Below are 17,333 nucleotides of genomic sequence, written 5' to 3' on the forward strand. Positions count from 1 at the left end.
GCCGGTATGCTGCAGGAGATGGGAGCCGGTCTGGAGGAGACGGCGGGAGCAGACGGAAGCAAGCGCGGTCCGTTGGCGGGTACGCTGAGTGAAGAGCTACGGCTGAACGAGGATTTGCGGCTGGATTCGGTCATGCTGCTGCAGCTGCTTGTGCTTATTGAGACAAGGCTTGGCCTGCAGGTGCCGGAGAATGAAGTGGACCCGGGCATCTTTGATACGGTCGGGTCACTGGTTGATTTTATGCAAGAGCTGGACGATATGAATGCACCCGATCCTGTGTCTGGGCCGGGAGTCCGTTAAGGAGGACGCAATGAGATTCGGTTGGAAGGATATCAGGATCAACGTGCACTGCCTGGTCAGCTGTTACTGTGACATTGTTAAGCGCCGCAGCGGGGTTGATTACCGGCCCTTCTACTTCAATGTGTGGGATGCAGCGTTCGATGTGACGGAGGAAGGCAATCTGACCTATTATGCGAACCCTGCCAGTCTGGACTTCTACCATCTCTGGGTGGAGAAGCTGTTCGGCCTGTGTCCTGTGGATTGGTATGCTGCGCTGCACAGTCCGGAAGCAGGTGCGGAGAGGCTGTCCGAGCTGCTGGAGGAACGGCCGGATTACCGCTTCGTAATGCCCCATCTGGACATGTTTTATCTGCCGGACCGGGACACGAGGTTTGATCTGAAGCCCTTCCCGCATTACGTGTTTGTGGAACTGGTGTCCGATGATTCTGGGCAGCTGCTGATGTACGATCCGGATTTTCGCTGGGAAGGTCTTGTTCCACGGAACCAGGTGATGGGAGCGTTCATCAACAATCCTGACCCTGGCGGCTGGTATATCGATGCCGAGACTGTCAAGGAGCCTTCGCCGACGCTCATCAAAGCCTATTTCGATGCGGGGTTCAACCGGGATGCCAACGAATTGACAGACCGTCTGCGGGAGATCGTGACGGCGGCGGACCGGAATGGTTCTGCGTCTTCGCTGACAGCAGCGGTAAAGCATTTGAAGGTAATCGTCATCCGCAAGTACAGCTACGACTATGCGCTGATGTACTTTCACGACCATCTGGAGCTGCCTGCGGAGCATTACGAGCAGTGGGCGCAGACGATCCGGGATCTGGTGCAGCTGTTTACGTCAGTTCAATTCTTATGTGTAAAAATGGCGATGACCGGGCAGTCCGCCCTGCTGGCGCAAATCCTTGCCAAGCTGGACGAGGCCGACCGTACGGAGCGTCTGCTTAAGCTGGAGATTGAGCGGCTAATGCAGGAGTGGTGCGTGAAATACGGCGTGCAGCCGGAGGCAGCGGCAGGTTCGTTGTAGATAAATAATCTGGGTAGGAATAGGCAGAGAAACGAGGTGTAGGGCATTGAAGCTGTCATTGTGCACGATTTCCTTTCGCCATCAACTGATTTCGTTTGGCGATATCGTCCGCTTTGCGGAGCGGCACCGGTTTGACGGCATTGAGCTGTGGGGAGTGCATGCGCGCCAGATGTATGAACGGGAGCGGGAGGAAGCGCTGGCGCAGCTGGATGTAATGCGAAGCGCGGGCCTTGCCGTCTCCATGATCAGCGACTATATCGATATGGGCGGATCGGCGGACCGTCAGGCGGCCCTTGTGAAGGGCAGCCAGCTGGCGGATATGGCTCGCTGGTTCGGCGCTAGGCGGATTCGGATTTTTGCCGGAACGAAGGCAAGTATGGAGATGACGGCCGAAGAACGCGCCGATTGTGTGCGGCTGATTCGCGAACTCAGCGAGCGGTGTGCGGACAAAGGGGTGGAGCTGCTTGTGGAAACCCACCCTGGCACCCTGGCGGATACGCTGGCATCGACGATCCGGCTGATCCATGAGGTAGAGCATAAGAGCCTTGGCATTAACCTCGACTTCCTGCATCTGTGGGAGTCGGGGACGGATCCGGTTGCGGCGTTCCGGCAGCTGGAGCCCTGGGTCCGCCACTTTCACCTCAAGAACATCAGCTCGGCGGATAAGCTGGAGGTCTTCCTTCCTCAGCATGTATACGCGGCGGGAGCCAGCCGTGACGGCATCGTGCCACTCGGTGAAGGGGCAATCGACTATGCTCCAATCCTGCAGCGGATAGCGGATACGGAATGGTTCGGTTCTCTGGAATGGTTCGGCCACGATCCTTGCAGGGTGCTGGCGGCAGAATCGGCCTGGGTGCAGAGTATCTGCGGCGCGGCGGAGCATCAGACAGAACCGGTACGGTAATACGGAGACGTGCAAAGTCCGGAATACAGATGTTAGCTCAATACAACGGTACAGCAGCTGTTTAAGGCCTGCTGTGCGGTTGTTTTTTTGTTTGCTTGAAATAGCATCCGGAAAATAGCTGTATTATGCATGAATCGTACGTTTTTTGGCATGGTAAGGAGTGGGTGGATGCAAACGGAAGAAGGGGGATACACATGTTTACCACTGACCGGGTTGTGCTGACTGTTGTCTGGTCCCTTGTCGTTGGCTCATTCCTCTTCCTTGTGCCGGGGAGCAAGAGAAGGGAGTCGCTCATTGTGTTCTTCTCCTGCCAAATGCTTACTTGGTCGCTCAGCCTGTTGTTCGTTGAGTTTGGCCTCCTTACGAACCCCGTGCGGGAGTTTCAGGAGGCAACGCAGACCAATTTCACATTTAACTATGCGTTTTTCCCTATGATCGCGGTCTTCTACAACCTTTATTTCCCTGAACGGGCAGGCCGTATGCTGAAGCTGGCGTACATGGCCCTGGTTCCGATGATTGCTACCGTATGCACGCTGCTGGCGGAGCATTATACGAACCTGATCCACTATAAGCACTTTCACTGGTATATGAACTGGTTTGTATTTGCGGCAGGATTCTATGCGATGCGCCGGTATGCAATCTGGTTCTTCTATGGTTCAAGTCCCTCCAGGAAAGGCGGGAAGTACCTATGATCTGGATTACGGAGTGGAAATTTGATCATTGGTTCCTGGCTTCTGTCTATGTGACCTGCTTCATTCTGCTGTTCCTGATCCCTAAGGAGCGGCGCAGGCAGGCTCACGCCGTCTATCTGTTCCAAGGCTTCATGACCTGGATTCTTGGACTGATTGTGGTGGAGATGGGCTGGCTGGATTACCCGGTGAGGGAATTCAACCTGGCCACGCAGACAAGCTTCCTCTTTGAATATCTGGCTTATCCGACGGTGACAGCCTATTTCAATGTTTATTACCCGGCTGGCCGGCCGGCTATCGTTCGCATGCTGTACACAGGGGCCTACTGCGCAGCGATCACGATACCGGAGATTTTCCTGGAGGAGTACACGGACCTTATCGAGTATCACAGCTGGGAATGGTACTGGACGTTCATCAGCCTCTACCTGACACTCATGCTGTCCAGATGGTTCCATAACTGGTTCTTCTACGGCGGAGGAAATGATACTACCGTATACAAGAGGCTGATAGGTTCCGAGCAGGCGGAGCAGCGCAAGCCGGGACGGTAAAATGGCTGTGACGGCGGCTTTCTTCCAGCCCCTCTTTTCTGTTAAGATCAGGACAGGAACTGCATAGGGGAAGGGGACCGGGTGCTGGATGATCCCGAACTATATTCTGATTAAGGACAAGCTGGACCGGATGATGGTATCCGGCGAGCTGCCGGTAGGTGCGAAGCTGCCCTCCGAGCCGGAGCTGGCAGCCTCCTTCGGTGTGAGCCGGGAGACGCTGCGAGCCGCACTGAAGCAGCTGGAGCAGGAGGGCAAGCTGAGATGCCGCAACGGAGTGGGACGCTTCGTGATCCGGCCGCTGCACTCGATTCCAAGCTCCATTGACAAGCTGGGCTCAACCTCCGAGATGATTCACGCATCCGGCCTGCAGGAGACCGAGGTGCAGGAGTCGGTCCGGATTGACCGGTGCCAGCAGGAATGGGCGGAGAATCTGAGCCTTGAGGAAGGGGATGATGTCATCGTCATTGAACGGGTCCGCAAGGCGAATGACGATCCTGTATCCTTTAACATCAACGTGCTTCCGCACGGTATCGTCGGCATGGCGTTCGCCCGCAGGCCGCTGCAGGGCTCGCTGATGACCTTTCTGGAGGAGGAATGCAGCATTCGCCTGGTCAGCGCGATGAGTGAAGTCATCGTTCCTGCGGCGAAGGATCTGCATGCGAAGAAGCTCCGCGTATCACCAGAGGCGACGGTCCTGCTGCTGAAGCAGACACATTTTGACGAAGACAACCGGCCTGTACTGTTCTCATACGATTATTACCGCAATGATGTATTTAAGTTTTGGGTGAGACGCTCCCGCTGACGGGGGCGTTTTTGTTTAATATATCCTGCTGAAGCCTGCCCCGGCAGGTATTCTTAGGGTTCTAGACAGCATTGATCCAGATAAACGGTAAAGCTCTCTATATTCTGAAGAATATATCGGTTATCGCCTTCAAGCTTGCTCATCATGATGCTGCCTTCCAGGATTGCGAGCGTAAAGTTTGCCAGTGCACCGGCATCTACGCCTGCTTTGAATTCTCCGCGCCGGATTCCGTCTTCGATCACACTCTTCAGCATGATGAGGGAATCCTCAAGCGCCTTAACGGCTTGTGAACGCAGCACGGGGTGAGAATCATCACTCTCTACGGCTGTATTCAGCAGCGGACATCCGCCGACAAACGGGGGATGCTCTGCAACCTTGTCATAGACGCGCAGGAATGCCAAGAGCTTGCTTTTTGCAGTGTGATGCTGCTCCATGGCCTCAGTAAATAACCGCCCTACCGTACTGGCCGCATAATTGAAGGATTCGGCTGCAAGTTCATCTTTATTGGTAAAGTGACGGTAAATACCGCCCTTCTTAATGCCTGTCTTTTCGATGATATCGGCAATGGAAGCCCCGGCATAGCCTCTTTGATTAAAGAGCTCGGCAGACTTCGTAATGATATACTGACGTGTTTTATCGCCTTTGCGCATGGAAACCTCCTGATTATCGCGTGCTATGCTGCCTATTATATCAAATTCAGTAGTTGTAAATTATTCCCTCCGTGTTATGATTAATAAAGAGACCGGTTGGTACCTTTTTTGATTATACACTTTAGATGGAATGGGGGGAAGCCCATCGCGCAATCCTGTGTTGATGGTTGTGATTACAGCCCTGTTTACATGCGGGTTCAGTATGGGGACTGTTGAGATGCACCTGATGGCGATCCAGCAGACGATGCATGCTGCCCATACCATGCTCATCGCCTCGATCAGTATTCTCGGGTTGCTGAAGCTGGTTGGCGGATTTGTGTTTTCCGCTTTGCTGGACCGGTTTCCAAGGCGGAATATTGCTCGCAGGTGAAACGCTGAAGACGGAATCCATAGGGCTTCAAACTGGCATACTGCTGCTGTTCCATCAGCTGGGGGGCGTGGGTGCGGCTCTGGCCGGAGGGATTAATTATGACTTGTTTCAGAACTACCAGGTGCTTCTGCTCATCAATATTGGCCTTAGCTTGGGCACTGCCGTAAGAGACCGCCCGGGCGGTCTCTTTTTACAATTGTTTCATATGCCAATAACACGCCGCTAATAAAACAACCTGATAATCATACCCATAAGCTGTCTAGACAGCTATTATGATAATCGGAGGATGGGAACATGAAGAGAAGGTTGTCCTTAATGCTGTGCACCCTGGTGGCTGCAATGAGCCTTGCCGCTTGCGGCAATGGGAACAATGCCGGAAATGCCGGCAGCACAGGCGGTAATGCAGGCGCAGGCTCCAATGTGGAAGCTGCCGCAAACACGGCCAATGAGCCTCAGAAGGAAGCGCCAAGCTACAAGGTTACGATTGCGACAGCAGGCGATACGAATATGACGGAGCTGCAGGAAGAAGCGATTGTGCCGGGCTTCAAGGAGCTGTATCCGGGCTCGGAGATTAACGTGGTGGGAACAGGAGCGGGCGATGCGGGCTCGCAGAAGATTTTCGAGAAGCTGAAGGCCCAGAAGGATGCCGGCAAGACGGAGTGGGATATCGACGTGGCGATCGTGCATCAGAGCATGATGAAATCGCTGATTGAGAATGATCTGCTGGACCAGTATGTGCCGATGTCGGCCAACAAGGATTATGTGGTATCGGCGGACAGCAAGAACAGCCTGGGAACGAACGTGGAAGGCTATGTTATCCCGCTGTTCCACAGCCAGATTGCGCTTGCCTACAATCCGGACAAGGTGACGGAGGTGCCGGACAATTTTGACCAGCTGGAGCAGTGGATCAAGGATAACCCGAAGCGCTTCGGCTATAACGGCGTGCTGAACGGCATGAGCGGCGTGGGCTTCGTAACGGCCTATGCGTACCACAAGACCGGCGACTACACGCAGCTGACAGAGGGTCCATATGATGCCGAGCTGGAGAAGAAATGGCCGGCGGTTATGAAAGAGCTGAAGGCGCTGCCTGCGACGATTACCAACGGCAACAACGGCACGCTAGACATGCTGAACCGCGGTGAGATCGACATGGGTCCGGTATGGGTGGACATGTTCCAGCTGTGGATCAGCGAAGGCCGCCTGAACCCGAGCCTGAAGCTGAAGCTGCCGGTGCCGGGTCTGCCGGGGCAGCCAATGTATATCGTCATTCCGAAGAATGCGAAGAACAAGGAAGCGGCGCTGAAATACGCGGACTATCTGAGCTCGCCAGAGGTGCAGGCGGAAGTGATCGTAGGCCGCAACACCTGGTACCCGGGCATTGACGCGAACGTTGTGCTGGAGAAGGCCAGCGCCGAAGCGAAGGAGCAGCTGTTCAGCGATATCTCCGCGGACGACTTGAACAGCCGGGGCCAGTCACTGCCGCTGACCGACTACTTCAAGAATTTGCAGACCGCTTACGAAACGAACTAATTCAACAATATAGGACGGTGCATGGATGAATAACGCGCAAACAGCACGTGCAGCCGGGACGGAACGAACAGCGAAAATCCCATCGTCCATATGGAAATGGCTGGCCGGGGCGGGTATTGCCGCCCCAGCCGTTTCCATTGTGGGCATCTTCTTTGTTTATCCCTTTATTCAGTCATTGACAGAAAGCTTCCGCACCGAAGATGGTGCCTATACACTCGCAAACTACGGCAAGGCATTCCGGCTCTATGCCGGCGATATGTGGTTCACCTTATGGGTCAGCGGCCTAAGTCTGGGTCTGCTGCTGCTTTTGTCCGTGCTGCTTGGCGGACTGCTGCGATTGAAAACAGCCTCCTTCGTGGAGTTTCTCTTTAAGATCCCGCTCTTCGTTCCATTCGTCGTGGTAGGACATGCGATGCGGGTGTTTCTGGCTCCGCACGGCACGTTGAATTCGGCGCTTATGCCGCTTGGCCTGTATGACCCGGACCAGGTGCCGTCCATCGCCTTCTCTACAGCGGGACTGGTGCTGGCACTCGTCTGGAAAAATATCGGCTTCGCGCTGCTGCTCGTGCTTGGCGCCTTCCGCGGCGTTGATAACAGCTACCTGGAAGCTGCACGCAATCAGGGGGCGGGAAGCTTCAGACTGATCAAAGATATTCTGCTGCCGATGGGCAAGGGTTCGATCGGTGTTGTCGCCGTGCTGACGTTCAGCTCCATGATGGGGAGCTTCTCCATTCCGGCCATGATGGGCAGTGCCGACGGCAGGCAAATGCTGATGGTGGACCTCTATTACCAGATTGTCTATCAGCAGGATTATGGTGTGGCTAATGCACTCGGCGTCATCTCTTACCTGGTGTCAATGGGGGCGGCAATTTACTACATGAAGAAGGTGGCGAAGGCATGAACGCGGAAACTGCTGCTGTACAACCGGCCGGATCCGGCATGATGACGGGCGCACGCTGGCGCCGGCTGCTGCTCAGGATGATCCTGATGGCGGGAGCCTTGTTCCTGATCATGGGACCGCTCCTCAGCCTGCTGATCTGGTCGTTCGCCGAGAAATGGTACTGGCCGAGTCCGTGGCCGCTGGAGTGGGGAACCTCCTACTGGTCCAAGGTGTTCGAAGGCAAAATGATGGATGCGCTTATATCAAGCTTCCTGATCGCGACAGCGGTGACGGTTATCTGCCTGATCATCAGCATACCGCTGTCCTATATGCTTGCCCGCTACCGGATTCCGGGCCGGACCATTCTGCTGCTGCTGTTCCTGCTGCCGCAGGCATTCCCGCAGCTGCCTGTATTCTCGAACGCGATGGTGCTGATGTACCGCTGGGATCTCGTGGGAACCTGGACGGGCGTCATTCTGATTCATCTGGTAGGGTCGGTGGTGTTCTGCATCTGGACGATGGTGTCCGTGTTTCAGTCCATACCGACGTCAGTAGAGGAAGCCTCCACTATGCTGGGGGCATCGAAGCTGAGATCGTTCTTCACGATTACGCTGCCGCTGGCAGTGCCGGGTGTCATCGCATCCTCTCTGCTGGTGTTCCTGTACTCGCTGGATGAATTCACAGGCAGCCTGCTGATCGGCGCCCCGTTCAAAACAACGCTGCCGGTCTTCATGTATAACGCGGCGATGGGCTACGAAATGCAGATTGCCTCAGTAACGGCGATCCTGCTGATGCTGCCGGGTATTATCCTGCTGCTGCTGATGCAGAAGTTCATGAAGTCAGAATATCTAAGCGCATTCGGGAGGGTCTAAGATGCAGATTCGCATTGAGCGGTTAACGAAGACATATGCCAATCAGAGAGGGATTAACCAGATTGACTTGACGCTGCCGGAAGGCGGGCTGACTGCAATTGTAGGTCCAAGCGGCTGCGGTAAGACGACACTGCTGCGCACGCTTGCCGGACTGATCAAGCCGGACAGCGGAGCTATCCGCTTCGGCGGCAAGGATGTCACCTATGCGCCGCCGCAGCATCGCGGGGCGACAATGGTGTTCCAGAACTATGCGCTCTGGCCGCATATGTCGGTGTTCGATAATATTGCGTACGGGCTGAAGCTGCGCCGGACGCCCGCCGCTGAGATTGAGTTACGCGTAACCGATGTGCTCCGCCGCGTGGAGATTGACCCGGCCGATGTGAAGAAGCGGCATCCGCAGCAGTATTCGGGCGGCCAGCAGCAGCGGATTGCACTGGCAAGAGCGCTGGTTGTTCAGCCGCATCTGCTGCTGATGGACGAGCCGCTGTCTAATCTGGATGCCAAGGTTAGGCAGCGCCTGCGGGTGGAGATCCGCAACATTCAGCAGTCGTTCGGCATCACGGCGCTGTATGTCACTCACGACCAGGAGGAAGCACTGTCGATGGCCGACTATGTGGTGCTGATGAACGAAGGTCGAATCGAGCAGGCCGGCACGCCCAAGGAGGTATATTATCAGCCGTCCAGTTATTTCACGGCGCATTTCCTCGGCGACAGCCATACGCTGCATGTGCGGCGCGGCGCGGAGATGAAGAGGCTGGTCGTCCGTTCCTGCGATATGACAATCGGAAGCAGGGCAGAGCAGCTGCCGCCTGGCTCAGCCCGCGATTATCCGCTTGCAGAGTCTGTGGAAGGAGGCTGGCAGCTGACCGGCGAAGTGACCAATCACTTGTTTATTGGCTCTTCTTACCGCCACATGGTCCGGATCGGCAGCCAAACCTTCTTCGCGGATGCGGATGAGGCCTATGAGCCTGGCGTTTACCGCCTGCATCTGCCAGAGGAGCGGGCGTACTGGTTCGAGCCGGAGGGGCAGGGAGCGGACACGGGTGGACGGATGATCAGCGGGGTTACGGCATGAACGGATATCCGGAAGTGAAGCAGAGCGCAGCGGCCAGCGAAGCCGCACTATCTGCAGGGACCACTGTGACTGGAAGCGATAATACGTCTGCAGTCGTTTGCTTCCTGAATATCGGCTGGGGTGACAGCGATTGTAACGGTCTGCCGTCAGGTCTTCTGACCTTGATTGATGGGGAAGACGGGTCTCCGCCCCCGTGTAAGCAGTACGGCCTGGAATGGATGGAACAGGAAGGTGCGGAGCAGCTGGATATGCTGATCTTGACGCACCTGCACGAGGATCATCTCATGGGTCTGCTGCCGTTGGCGGCTGCGAAGCGGATTACAGAGGCTGTGCTGCGGTATGAACCGGTTGATCTAACGTCCCTTGATGCATTAAGCGGCTGGGACAGGGAAGATCTGTTTGTACGGCAGGTGCACAAACTGCTGGACAGCTATCTTCAGCTTATTCGCACGCTGGAGAGGCCAAGGAACGTTGATTGCTTAGTGTAACGTCTATGCAGATGAGCAGAACCGGCAGGCAAAGTCCTTGGAGGCTATGTATTCGAGCATCTTTATCCATGGACAGACGATCCGCGTCCGGCTTATGAACAGCTGATTAAGGGGATTGCAGGAGAGCAGTCAGAACTGCTGTCTTTCTATGAGGTGTCCAATCATGACAGCTCGATCTACCGGTGGTTCCCTGCTGATTCGGACAGACCGGATCAAGGTGTACTGTTCGGCGTGGACCAATTGGAGCCGGGCTGGCTATGACGAACTGTGCAGCGAGCGGCGGACGCAGTGGTATGTGACAGGTGACGTGCCGAGCGGCTTAACCCGGCAGGCTTCGAATGATAGAGGGATAGATATTATTATCGGCACGGAGATTGCAGTGAAACGGACAGCCGACGCGGCTGAATAAATACACTTAATAAGTGCAAAGGATGAGCAGTATGGAAGCACAACTACTGCGGCATGCGATGCTGTGGGCGAGAGAAGCGGGCACGCTGATGAAGAAGATGCTGGATGATGAGCTCCATATCGAGCAGAAGAAGAATGATTCGGATTTGGTTACGCAGGCAGACCGTCGGTGCGAGGAGCTGCTGCGCAACAGGCTTGCGCAGGTTTACCCCGGTCACTGGATACTGGGGGAGGAAATGGACGGCGGCATTGACTCTTACACTGCTTTTAAGCAACGGGGCGGCGGATATGGCTGGATTATTGACCCGATTGACGGCACGACGAATTATATCCATCGTATTCCCCATTTTGCGGTTTCGATCGGCATAGTGAAGGACGGACAGCCGGTGGCGGGTGTGGTCTACAATCCGCTCACTGATGAGTTGTTTCATGCGGTTAAAGGCGGCGGGGCATACCTTAATGACGCAAGGATTCAGGTGTCGCAGAAGGAGCGGCGCCTGTCGGAGGCTGTGCTTGCGACTGGCTTTTATGCGGGTGACTGGCATGAGGAGTCCGAAGCACTACCACAGATAAAACGCTTCGTGGGCAGCTGCCGTAATCTGCGGATGAACGGAGCGGCGAGCCTTGACCTCTGTTGGGTTGCTTGCGGCCGTTTGACCGGCTTCTGGCACCGGGGGCTCCACCCTTGGGATGCAGCGGCAGGCAGTCTCATTGTGACCGAAGCAGGGGGGCGTGTAACGGACCGGTTCGGAGCGGCATTTCACCTGGCGATGGATTCACTCGTGGCCACGAACGGATGGACTCATGATGAGATAACAAGCATTTTCCTTATGGATGTTGAAGAGTCGTATGTGGTGTGGAGGGATAAAGAGGAAAAAGCCTTTAAAAGTTGAGTTTTAACATATATAGGGTCCGACTTTGGAGTAGAAACTTCATGCGCTCCACTCAATTCCAGAACGATGATTTATATAATAGGAAAAATTACCCATAAAAATGGTAACTTAGAAACTGTACCTATTTTTTGTAAAATGTATCCTTTTATATGAGGTTGTTGGTTTTTTTTACATACTGAATGATTTGTATGTAGATTAAAATCATAAATCACTACCTCAATTATGAGGAAAGGAGGTGCTGTACAGCTATGCTCAAAAAGACAATTGCTTTAGGAGTTGTAGCACTTGCTGTATTGGGGAGTTCCGCCGCTTACGCTTATAACTACAAATTCAAATTTGACATGAATACTGGATTATGGCATGGTGCTGCCCACTCTAGTGAAGCGTATAAGTTTACAACAGATGAATCACCGGTGGTTAAAGTCTCCTCTGTAGAGTCTAAAGTGCGTATGAACTTTTTGGTTGTTAATTCTGAGGATGAACAAAGGACAGATGTCTTCACTACGAAGACTTCCGGTACGCATGTATTTGAAAATTACGGAATGGCAATTAACAAAAAATACCGACTAAAAGCTTACACAGATGATGGAAGTTGGTATAATACTTATAATGTTACAGGGGCTTGGAATCCTGATTCTTATTAATCCCGCAAGCATTCCCCGCTGCATTTATGATGCGGCGGGGAATGTTCATTAAAAATATAGCCTTCAGGTGATCCTATGTTATTAAGCGAACTTCGCAGGGCATTAATGAATATTCGAATGCTGTCTGTGATTCTTGTATCTCTTTGTTTACTGTATTTATCGGCCTACAATACTCTGCTCTCTACCAGCGTGTTTATTGATTCAGATGCCACGGATTTGAGTGACCAAGGGCTCGAGAAAATCCATGAGTTTGGGAAAAACAAATATCATATTTGGACACAGAGTTATATCTATATGCAAACTATCTTTATATTCGCAGCTGTGCTTCCTTTCACAGCATCTTATATTCAAGAAAAAAATAGCAAGTATCATTACTTACAGATAATTAGAGTGGGAGAGAGGAAGTATCGAGTTATCAAATTCCTGGTAAACTGCCTAGCCGGAGGCATAGCTTTGCTTTTACCCGAGCTTGTGTACTATATATTTCTCACTCTGTTAGCGAGAAATAAAGTTCTTGAACCATTCACTTTCCATCCCGAAGGTCTATATAGTAATCTGTTTACCGAAACTCCCGACCTCTATATATTATTCATTTTTGGTGTCCATTTCTTAATTGGATTTGCTTTCGCGGGCTTTGCTTATGGTATAAGTTCATTTTTTACAAAAACCATATTGGCATACGTTATTCCATTCGGCTGTTATTTAACATATGACATCATCATTTCAAACAATGAAACAATGAACAGATATGCGTTGACCAATCTGTATAACTTTATGAGCAGTACTAACTATAGTTTGGGTGACTTTTCGCTGGCTATAATTGGGCTGTTAGTCTTGGGGATATCTTTATACTATATTAATTATAGAATGGTAAATAAATATGGATAGCGTAATAATTCGACGATATATACTTTTTTTAAACAAGATAATTGTTAGGAGTTTTAGGACGTGGTCTCTCCTTGTATTGTCGGCTGTTGTCCCAATTTTAATGATGTGTATAAATTCTTACCCTTCAAGTGCCAATGGTTGGAATCGTTTCTTTTTTACTTACGGCAATCACTATTTCCACTATCTTTTTCTAATTCCTGTTTATATTGTTATTGTAATGGATATAGTTAATGATGGACCAATTATGCAATATATTCTTCCTTCATTACGTCTAAAGAGAAACTGGCTCTTTGCCAAGTTTGTTGCAGTTTTATTGTGGAGTATTGTTTATACATGTGCAACGTATGGAGTCAGTATGCAGGTAGCAGGTATATGGGGAAATGGTGATGCTTGGAGCGAGTATACATTGGACGGTAATGACATGTACACGTTATTCTACTTAAATTTGTTACCTAAACAAGCGGTGCTATTATTTGCTGTTAGGTTTTTTATTGGTTTGTTGTTCATCAGCGCACTATATATTAGTCTTCAATGTATAACTAGACGCAGAAGCCATACCATTAGTATAGTAGTTGTTGTTACTTACTTGGCTTTAAACATTGTCATGAAAATTGGAAACGTGCCGATTTTACGTTCGATTGATATAAGCAACTTATATGTGTTTCACTATGAAAGCAGCTACAACTTGACATGGTTTCTTGCTCAATCAAATCTTCCCCTTTCAGTGATTGTCTTGGCATTTATTAGTGTTTCAATGTGGTTGGTTAAGGAGGCTGATTATTAATTACTGTTCGAAATATTATCCGAATTGTCTTATCTTATCATCTCGAACAATCTTACCGCCAGTTGTTTATCTTTATTGTTTGGCCGCTTACTATAAGTATGATCTACTTGCTATTTTCCAAAACGTTCGATAATTTTGGACTCCTGGATGCGGTGATCTTCAATTACGGGGGATACCCAGAATACAAAGTTGCTATTATGCAATTGCTTGTTAGTATCTTTCCCTACTTGATGTTTAGTGTGTTTTTGGAGCTCTATCTGTTACGCAATATGGGAGCTAAAGCACAACATTACCTAATTCGTCTTAATAACAAATATGAGTATTATTTCTCGCATTTTCTTAGCATTCTAATATTTGTTGTTATATATTTTATTACTTATAATGTTGGCCTATTTGGAATGGTTGCATTAAAATTCCCGTTGAATAGTATGATGGAACTAAGTGGTAGTAGGACTTATTCGATCTATCAGATTATCGTAAACATAATATGTGTGCAAATTATTGGGACCTATACCATTTCACTTATACAAATAATCATCACTCAGATAACAAAGAAATTTCATGTTAGTATTGTTTTTATAGGAATTATATATATTTCACATTTCATCTTTCCAAAGCTCTTATTTCCAATTGGTCAGAATGTTTATCTTACAAAAACAAATGTTTTGTCTTCTATAGAGCCCAACCTCTCTCTAACATTGTTTTACCTAGTTAATTTGATAGTTACTATAGTTGTCGGAAAATTAATTTTTAGTAATAAACGGGCTGTAATATTAGAGATTGATTGACTAACGAGGGAGTGAGCAGTGTGGAAAGGTATGCAGTGAAAATTGATCGCCTGTCAAAAAAGTTCAGAGGGCGTATTATATTTGATAACGTATCCTTTGCTCTTCCGACTGGGCAAATATATGGTTTCATCGGACCGAATGGATCAGGGAAATCCGTTCTTTTCAAAGTGTTATGTGGATTTTTGACGCCTGATCAAGGAGAGGTCGAGATTTTAGGGGACAAAATAGGTAAGAAAGTAGATTTCCCTCAAGACACCGGAATAATAATTGAGCAACCGGGTTTTTTGGATCAGTACACAGGTATGAGAAATCTCGCCCTTTTAGCGTCTTTAAGAAGAAGAGTTGGAGTAAAAGAAATACGTGAGACCCTTGTGACGGTTGGGTTAGATCCTGACAACAATCAACCGGTAAAGAAGTATTCACTTGGAATGAAGCAGCGCCTGGCTATTGCCCAAGCGATTATGGAGAATCCAAGGGTGCTCATTCTTGACGAACCATTTAACGGTTTAGATAGGGATGGAGTTGAGCTCATACGTTCCTTACTGGTTAGGGAAAAGAACAAAGGAAAAACAATTCTTTTAACAAGCCATATTCAAGAAGATATTTCGCTGCTGTGTGATGAGGTGTTTGAGTTTGCTAATGGAACTATCTATAACATTGAGAATAGAACGTCTATATAGCTTAGTATACTTCAGGTTAGTAACACTACCCGGCTTCACGTCTTTAGCTTGAAGGTAATATCTCCTATAATGGATACGTACCTATCCGAAGAAGGAGTGAACCAATGATGAAGTACCGCAAGCTTGGCAAGAACGGACCTGAGATTTCGGTGATCGGCTTTGGCTCATGGGCAATTGGAGGATCGGGCTGGGCGAGCAGCTGGGGCTCGCAGGATGATGAGCTGTCTGTAGAGAGTGTAAGAGCAGCGCTCGATCAAGGCGTTACCTTCTATGATACGGCAGCTGTATACGGCCTCGGTCATTCGGAGGAAGTGATTGGCAGAGCGCTCGGCAGCGACCGTCACAAGGTTGTACTGGCTACCAAGTGCGGACTGGTGTGGGACGAGGATAAGAATGTGACCCGCAACGGCACCTATGATTCAATCCTTCGGGAAGCGGAGGCTTCACTGAAGCGTCTGGGCACAGATTACATAGACTTGTACCAGATGCACTGGCCGGATACGATGACGAATGCGCCAGCGGAGGAAACGATGCGGGCGATGGACAAGCTTGTCCAGGATGGCAAAGTACGCTATGTCGGCGTAAGCAACTACGACGTGCCGTTATTGGAGAAATCGCTTACAGTCCGTCATGTAGACTCTCTGCAGCCGCCTTATTCGATTTTGCGTCCGGCAGTGGAAGAGAAGCTTCTGCCGTTCTGCCAGGAGAAGGGGATCGGGGTAGTCTCTTACAGCCCGCTGACATCGGGGCTGCTTTCGGGCAACTATACGTATGATACGACTTTCGACGAAGGCGATTGGCGTTCCCGTTCGGCGGCGCATACCGGTGAGGGGCTGCGGAAGAATGTGGACAAGGCCAACCGTCTGAAGGCCATTGCGGAACGTTACGATATCACGCTGCCGCAGCTGGCGGTAGCTTATGTGCTGGCTCATCCGGCACTGACAAGCGCGATTGTTGGTGTCCGTAAGCCATCGCATATTCTGAATATCCTGCCTGCCGCAGAGGTTGCGCTGGATGAAGCCGCATTGCAGGAGATCCGCGCGATCGCAGCAGAATAACATCCGAAAGTTAGGGGAGTGGTTAGACGATGCTGTCGATCGACTTATCCGGTAAAACGGCGCTGATTACCGGTGCGACCGGTGATCTGGGCCGGGTTATGGCGCGTACGCTTGCATCCGCCGGTGCGGATATTATCATTCACTACAACCGCAATGCGGACAAGGCGGCAGAGCTGCAGCGGGAGCTTGAAGCCATGGGCCGCAGGGCAATGTCTGTCCAGGCTGACATTACGAAAGCCGAGGCCGTAGAGGCGATGCGGGAGCAGGTGGAGCGGGAGATAGGGACAGTCGATATTGTCGTGGCCAACGCGGTCATTCAATACGAGTGGACCACCGTTCTGCAGCAGGCCCCCGAGGATTATATCAGCCAGTTCGAATCCTGCGTCATGCAGAACGTGTATCTTGCCAAAGCCTTCATCCCGTCTATGATCGAGCGAGGAGCGGGCGGACGGCTGATCGGCATCAACACCGAATGTGTGCTGCAGAACTTCGAAGGCCAGTCTGCCTATGTGGCGGGCAAGCGGGGTATGGATGGTGTCTACCGTGTGCTCGCACGCGAGGTTGGGGAGCATCAGATTACCGTCAACCAGGTTGCGCCGGGCTGGACGGTCAGCGACCGGGACCGTGAGCGGAACACGGAGCGGAACGAAGCTTATGAACGGAATGTGCCGCTGAAGCGGCGGGGGACGGATCAGGAAATTGCTAATGTCGTCGCCTTCCTGGCCTCCAATCTCTCCGGCTATATTACCGGTGCTTATATTCCAGTCAGCGGCGGCAATGTCATGCCCGCTATCTAATATATTCAGCGCCCGCGAGGGCAGCAGCGAACGTCTGTATAGGACTGCTTCAGAGCAGTCTCATACAGACTTTTTTGTTGCCGAAAGCTGGTATAACACGCCTGCTCCGGAATATTTACGGACAGGTGGACATAAGCATTAGGGACCTAAGGCATGGCTATCGGCAGCAGCGCAGAGCGATTGGCGGCGTGCTGCTTTTTGGCGCGTCTGCCTGTCAGCGCAGCCGGCTGAAGCTTGCTGGCATTACGGCACCGCTAACCTTGGAAGACG

Annotated in this window: 21 protein-coding genes; 20 read left to right on the forward strand and 1 reads right to left on the reverse strand. The window is 51.2% G+C overall.

The window, feature by feature from the left end:
• The first annotated feature begins 18 nt into the window (after positions 1-18).
• The 6 genes from DNH61_RS12755 to DNH61_RS12780 all read left to right on the forward strand — a co-directional run bounded on the left by DNH61_RS12755 (position 19) and on the right by DNH61_RS12780 (position 4,258).
• On the forward strand, positions 19-300 hold the full coding sequence (locus tag DNH61_RS12755) for a phosphopantetheine-binding protein (RefSeq protein ID WP_425452246.1): 282 nt from the start codon (positions 19-21) through the stop codon (positions 298-300).
• 10 nt (positions 301-310) lie between these two features.
• Positions 311-1,315: a DUF6005 family protein gene (locus tag DNH61_RS12760; RefSeq protein WP_111147033.1), complete on the forward strand. Its 1,005-nt coding sequence runs from the start codon at positions 311-313 to the stop codon at positions 1,313-1,315.
• 46 nt (positions 1,316-1,361) lie between these two features.
• Positions 1,362-2,219, forward strand: a complete 858-nt coding sequence (locus DNH61_RS12765; protein WP_111147034.1) for a sugar phosphate isomerase/epimerase family protein — start codon at positions 1,362-1,364, stop codon at positions 2,217-2,219.
• A gap of 194 nt (positions 2,220-2,413) precedes the next feature.
• A complete protein-coding gene (locus DNH61_RS12770) occupies positions 2,414-2,911 on the forward strand; it encodes a CBO0543 family protein (protein ID WP_111147035.1) in 498 nt (165 codons plus the stop codon).
• Complete coding sequence (locus DNH61_RS12775; RefSeq protein ID WP_181438693.1) at positions 2,908-3,456, forward strand: CBO0543 family protein; 549 nt, start codon at positions 2,908-2,910, stop codon at positions 3,454-3,456. Before DNH61_RS12770 ends, DNH61_RS12775 begins: the two co-directional genes overlap by 4 nt.
• A gap of 88 nt (positions 3,457-3,544) precedes the next feature.
• Positions 3,545-4,258, forward strand: a complete 714-nt coding sequence (locus DNH61_RS12780) for a GntR family transcriptional regulator (protein ID WP_111147036.1) — start codon at positions 3,545-3,547, stop codon at positions 4,256-4,258.
• A gap of 53 nt (positions 4,259-4,311) precedes the next feature.
• Here DNH61_RS12780 and DNH61_RS12785 read toward each other — a convergent pair whose 3' ends face one another.
• A complete protein-coding gene (locus tag DNH61_RS12785) occupies positions 4,312-4,908 on the reverse strand; it encodes a TetR/AcrR family transcriptional regulator (RefSeq protein ID WP_111147037.1) in 597 nt (198 codons plus the stop codon).
• Positions 4,909-5,110: 202 nt separating this feature from the next.
• On the opposite strand from DNH61_RS12785, the gene DNH61_RS26400 reads away from it, so the two are divergent.
• The 14 genes from DNH61_RS26400 to DNH61_RS12865 all read left to right on the forward strand — a co-directional run bounded on the left by DNH61_RS26400 (position 5,111) and on the right by DNH61_RS12865 (position 17,063).
• Complete coding sequence (locus DNH61_RS26400) at positions 5,111-5,278, forward strand: hypothetical protein (RefSeq protein ID WP_181438694.1); 168 nt, start codon at positions 5,111-5,113, stop codon at positions 5,276-5,278.
• Positions 5,265-5,504: a hypothetical protein gene (locus tag DNH61_RS12795; RefSeq protein WP_111147039.1), complete on the forward strand. Its 240-nt coding sequence runs from the start codon at positions 5,265-5,267 to the stop codon at positions 5,502-5,504. Before DNH61_RS26400 ends, DNH61_RS12795 begins: the two co-directional genes overlap by 14 nt.
• Before the next feature lie 68 nt (positions 5,505-5,572).
• The gene (locus DNH61_RS12800) at positions 5,573-6,808 is read left to right on the forward strand and encodes an extracellular solute-binding protein (RefSeq protein ID WP_111147040.1); all 1,236 of its coding nucleotides are present in this window, start codon (positions 5,573-5,575) and stop codon (positions 6,806-6,808) included.
• A gap of 25 nt (positions 6,809-6,833) precedes the next feature.
• Positions 6,834-7,709: an ABC transporter permease gene (locus tag DNH61_RS12805; protein WP_111147041.1), complete on the forward strand. Its 876-nt coding sequence runs from the start codon at positions 6,834-6,836 to the stop codon at positions 7,707-7,709.
• On the forward strand, positions 7,706-8,560 hold the full coding sequence (locus DNH61_RS12810) for an ABC transporter permease (RefSeq protein ID WP_111147042.1): 855 nt from the start codon (positions 7,706-7,708) through the stop codon (positions 8,558-8,560). Before DNH61_RS12805 ends, DNH61_RS12810 begins: the two co-directional genes overlap by 4 nt.
• Position 8,561: 1 nt before the next feature.
• Positions 8,562-9,635: an ABC transporter ATP-binding protein gene (locus DNH61_RS12815; protein WP_111147043.1), complete on the forward strand. Its 1,074-nt coding sequence runs from the start codon at positions 8,562-8,564 to the stop codon at positions 9,633-9,635.
• Positions 9,632-10,123: an MBL fold metallo-hydrolase gene (locus tag DNH61_RS12820; RefSeq protein WP_111147044.1), complete on the forward strand. Its 492-nt coding sequence runs from the start codon at positions 9,632-9,634 to the stop codon at positions 10,121-10,123. Before DNH61_RS12815 ends, DNH61_RS12820 begins: the two co-directional genes overlap by 4 nt.
• 163 nt (positions 10,124-10,286) lie before the next feature.
• The gene (locus DNH61_RS12825) at positions 10,287-10,532 is read left to right on the forward strand and encodes a hypothetical protein (protein WP_111147045.1); all 246 of its coding nucleotides are present in this window, start codon (positions 10,287-10,289) and stop codon (positions 10,530-10,532) included.
• Positions 10,533-10,563: 31 nt separating this feature from the next.
• Positions 10,564-11,424, forward strand: a complete 861-nt coding sequence (locus tag DNH61_RS12830; protein ID WP_181438695.1) for an inositol monophosphatase family protein — start codon at positions 10,564-10,566, stop codon at positions 11,422-11,424.
• A 248-nt stretch (positions 11,425-11,672) separates the two neighbouring features.
• Positions 11,673-12,068: a hypothetical protein gene (locus DNH61_RS12835; RefSeq protein WP_111147047.1), complete on the forward strand. Its 396-nt coding sequence runs from the start codon at positions 11,673-11,675 to the stop codon at positions 12,066-12,068.
• 964 nt (positions 12,069-13,032) lie between these two features.
• Positions 13,033-13,740 carry a hypothetical protein gene (locus DNH61_RS12845; RefSeq protein ID WP_146241011.1) on the forward strand — a complete coding sequence of 236 codons (708 nt, stop codon included), beginning with the start codon at positions 13,033-13,035 and terminating at the stop codon, positions 13,738-13,740.
• 808 nt (positions 13,741-14,548) lie between these two features.
• Complete coding sequence (locus DNH61_RS12855) at positions 14,549-15,208, forward strand: ATP-binding cassette domain-containing protein (RefSeq protein ID WP_111147051.1); 660 nt, start codon at positions 14,549-14,551, stop codon at positions 15,206-15,208.
• A 104-nt stretch (positions 15,209-15,312) separates the two neighbouring features.
• Entirely contained in the window at positions 15,313-16,266 is a 954-nt protein-coding gene (locus tag DNH61_RS12860) for an aldo/keto reductase (protein ID WP_220036936.1), read from the forward strand.
• Between the two features lie 29 nt (positions 16,267-16,295).
• Positions 16,296-17,063 (forward strand): SDR family NAD(P)-dependent oxidoreductase, encoded by a 768-nt coding sequence (locus DNH61_RS12865; RefSeq protein ID WP_425452238.1) that lies wholly within the window; start codon positions 16,296-16,298, stop codon positions 17,061-17,063.
• Positions 17,064-17,333 lie beyond the last annotated feature (270 nt).

Origin of the sequence: Paenibacillus sambharensis, assembly GCF_003233845.1 — a bacterium.
Taxonomy (GTDB): Bacteria; Bacillota; Bacilli; order Paenibacillales; family Paenibacillaceae; genus Paenibacillus_I; species Paenibacillus_I sambharensis.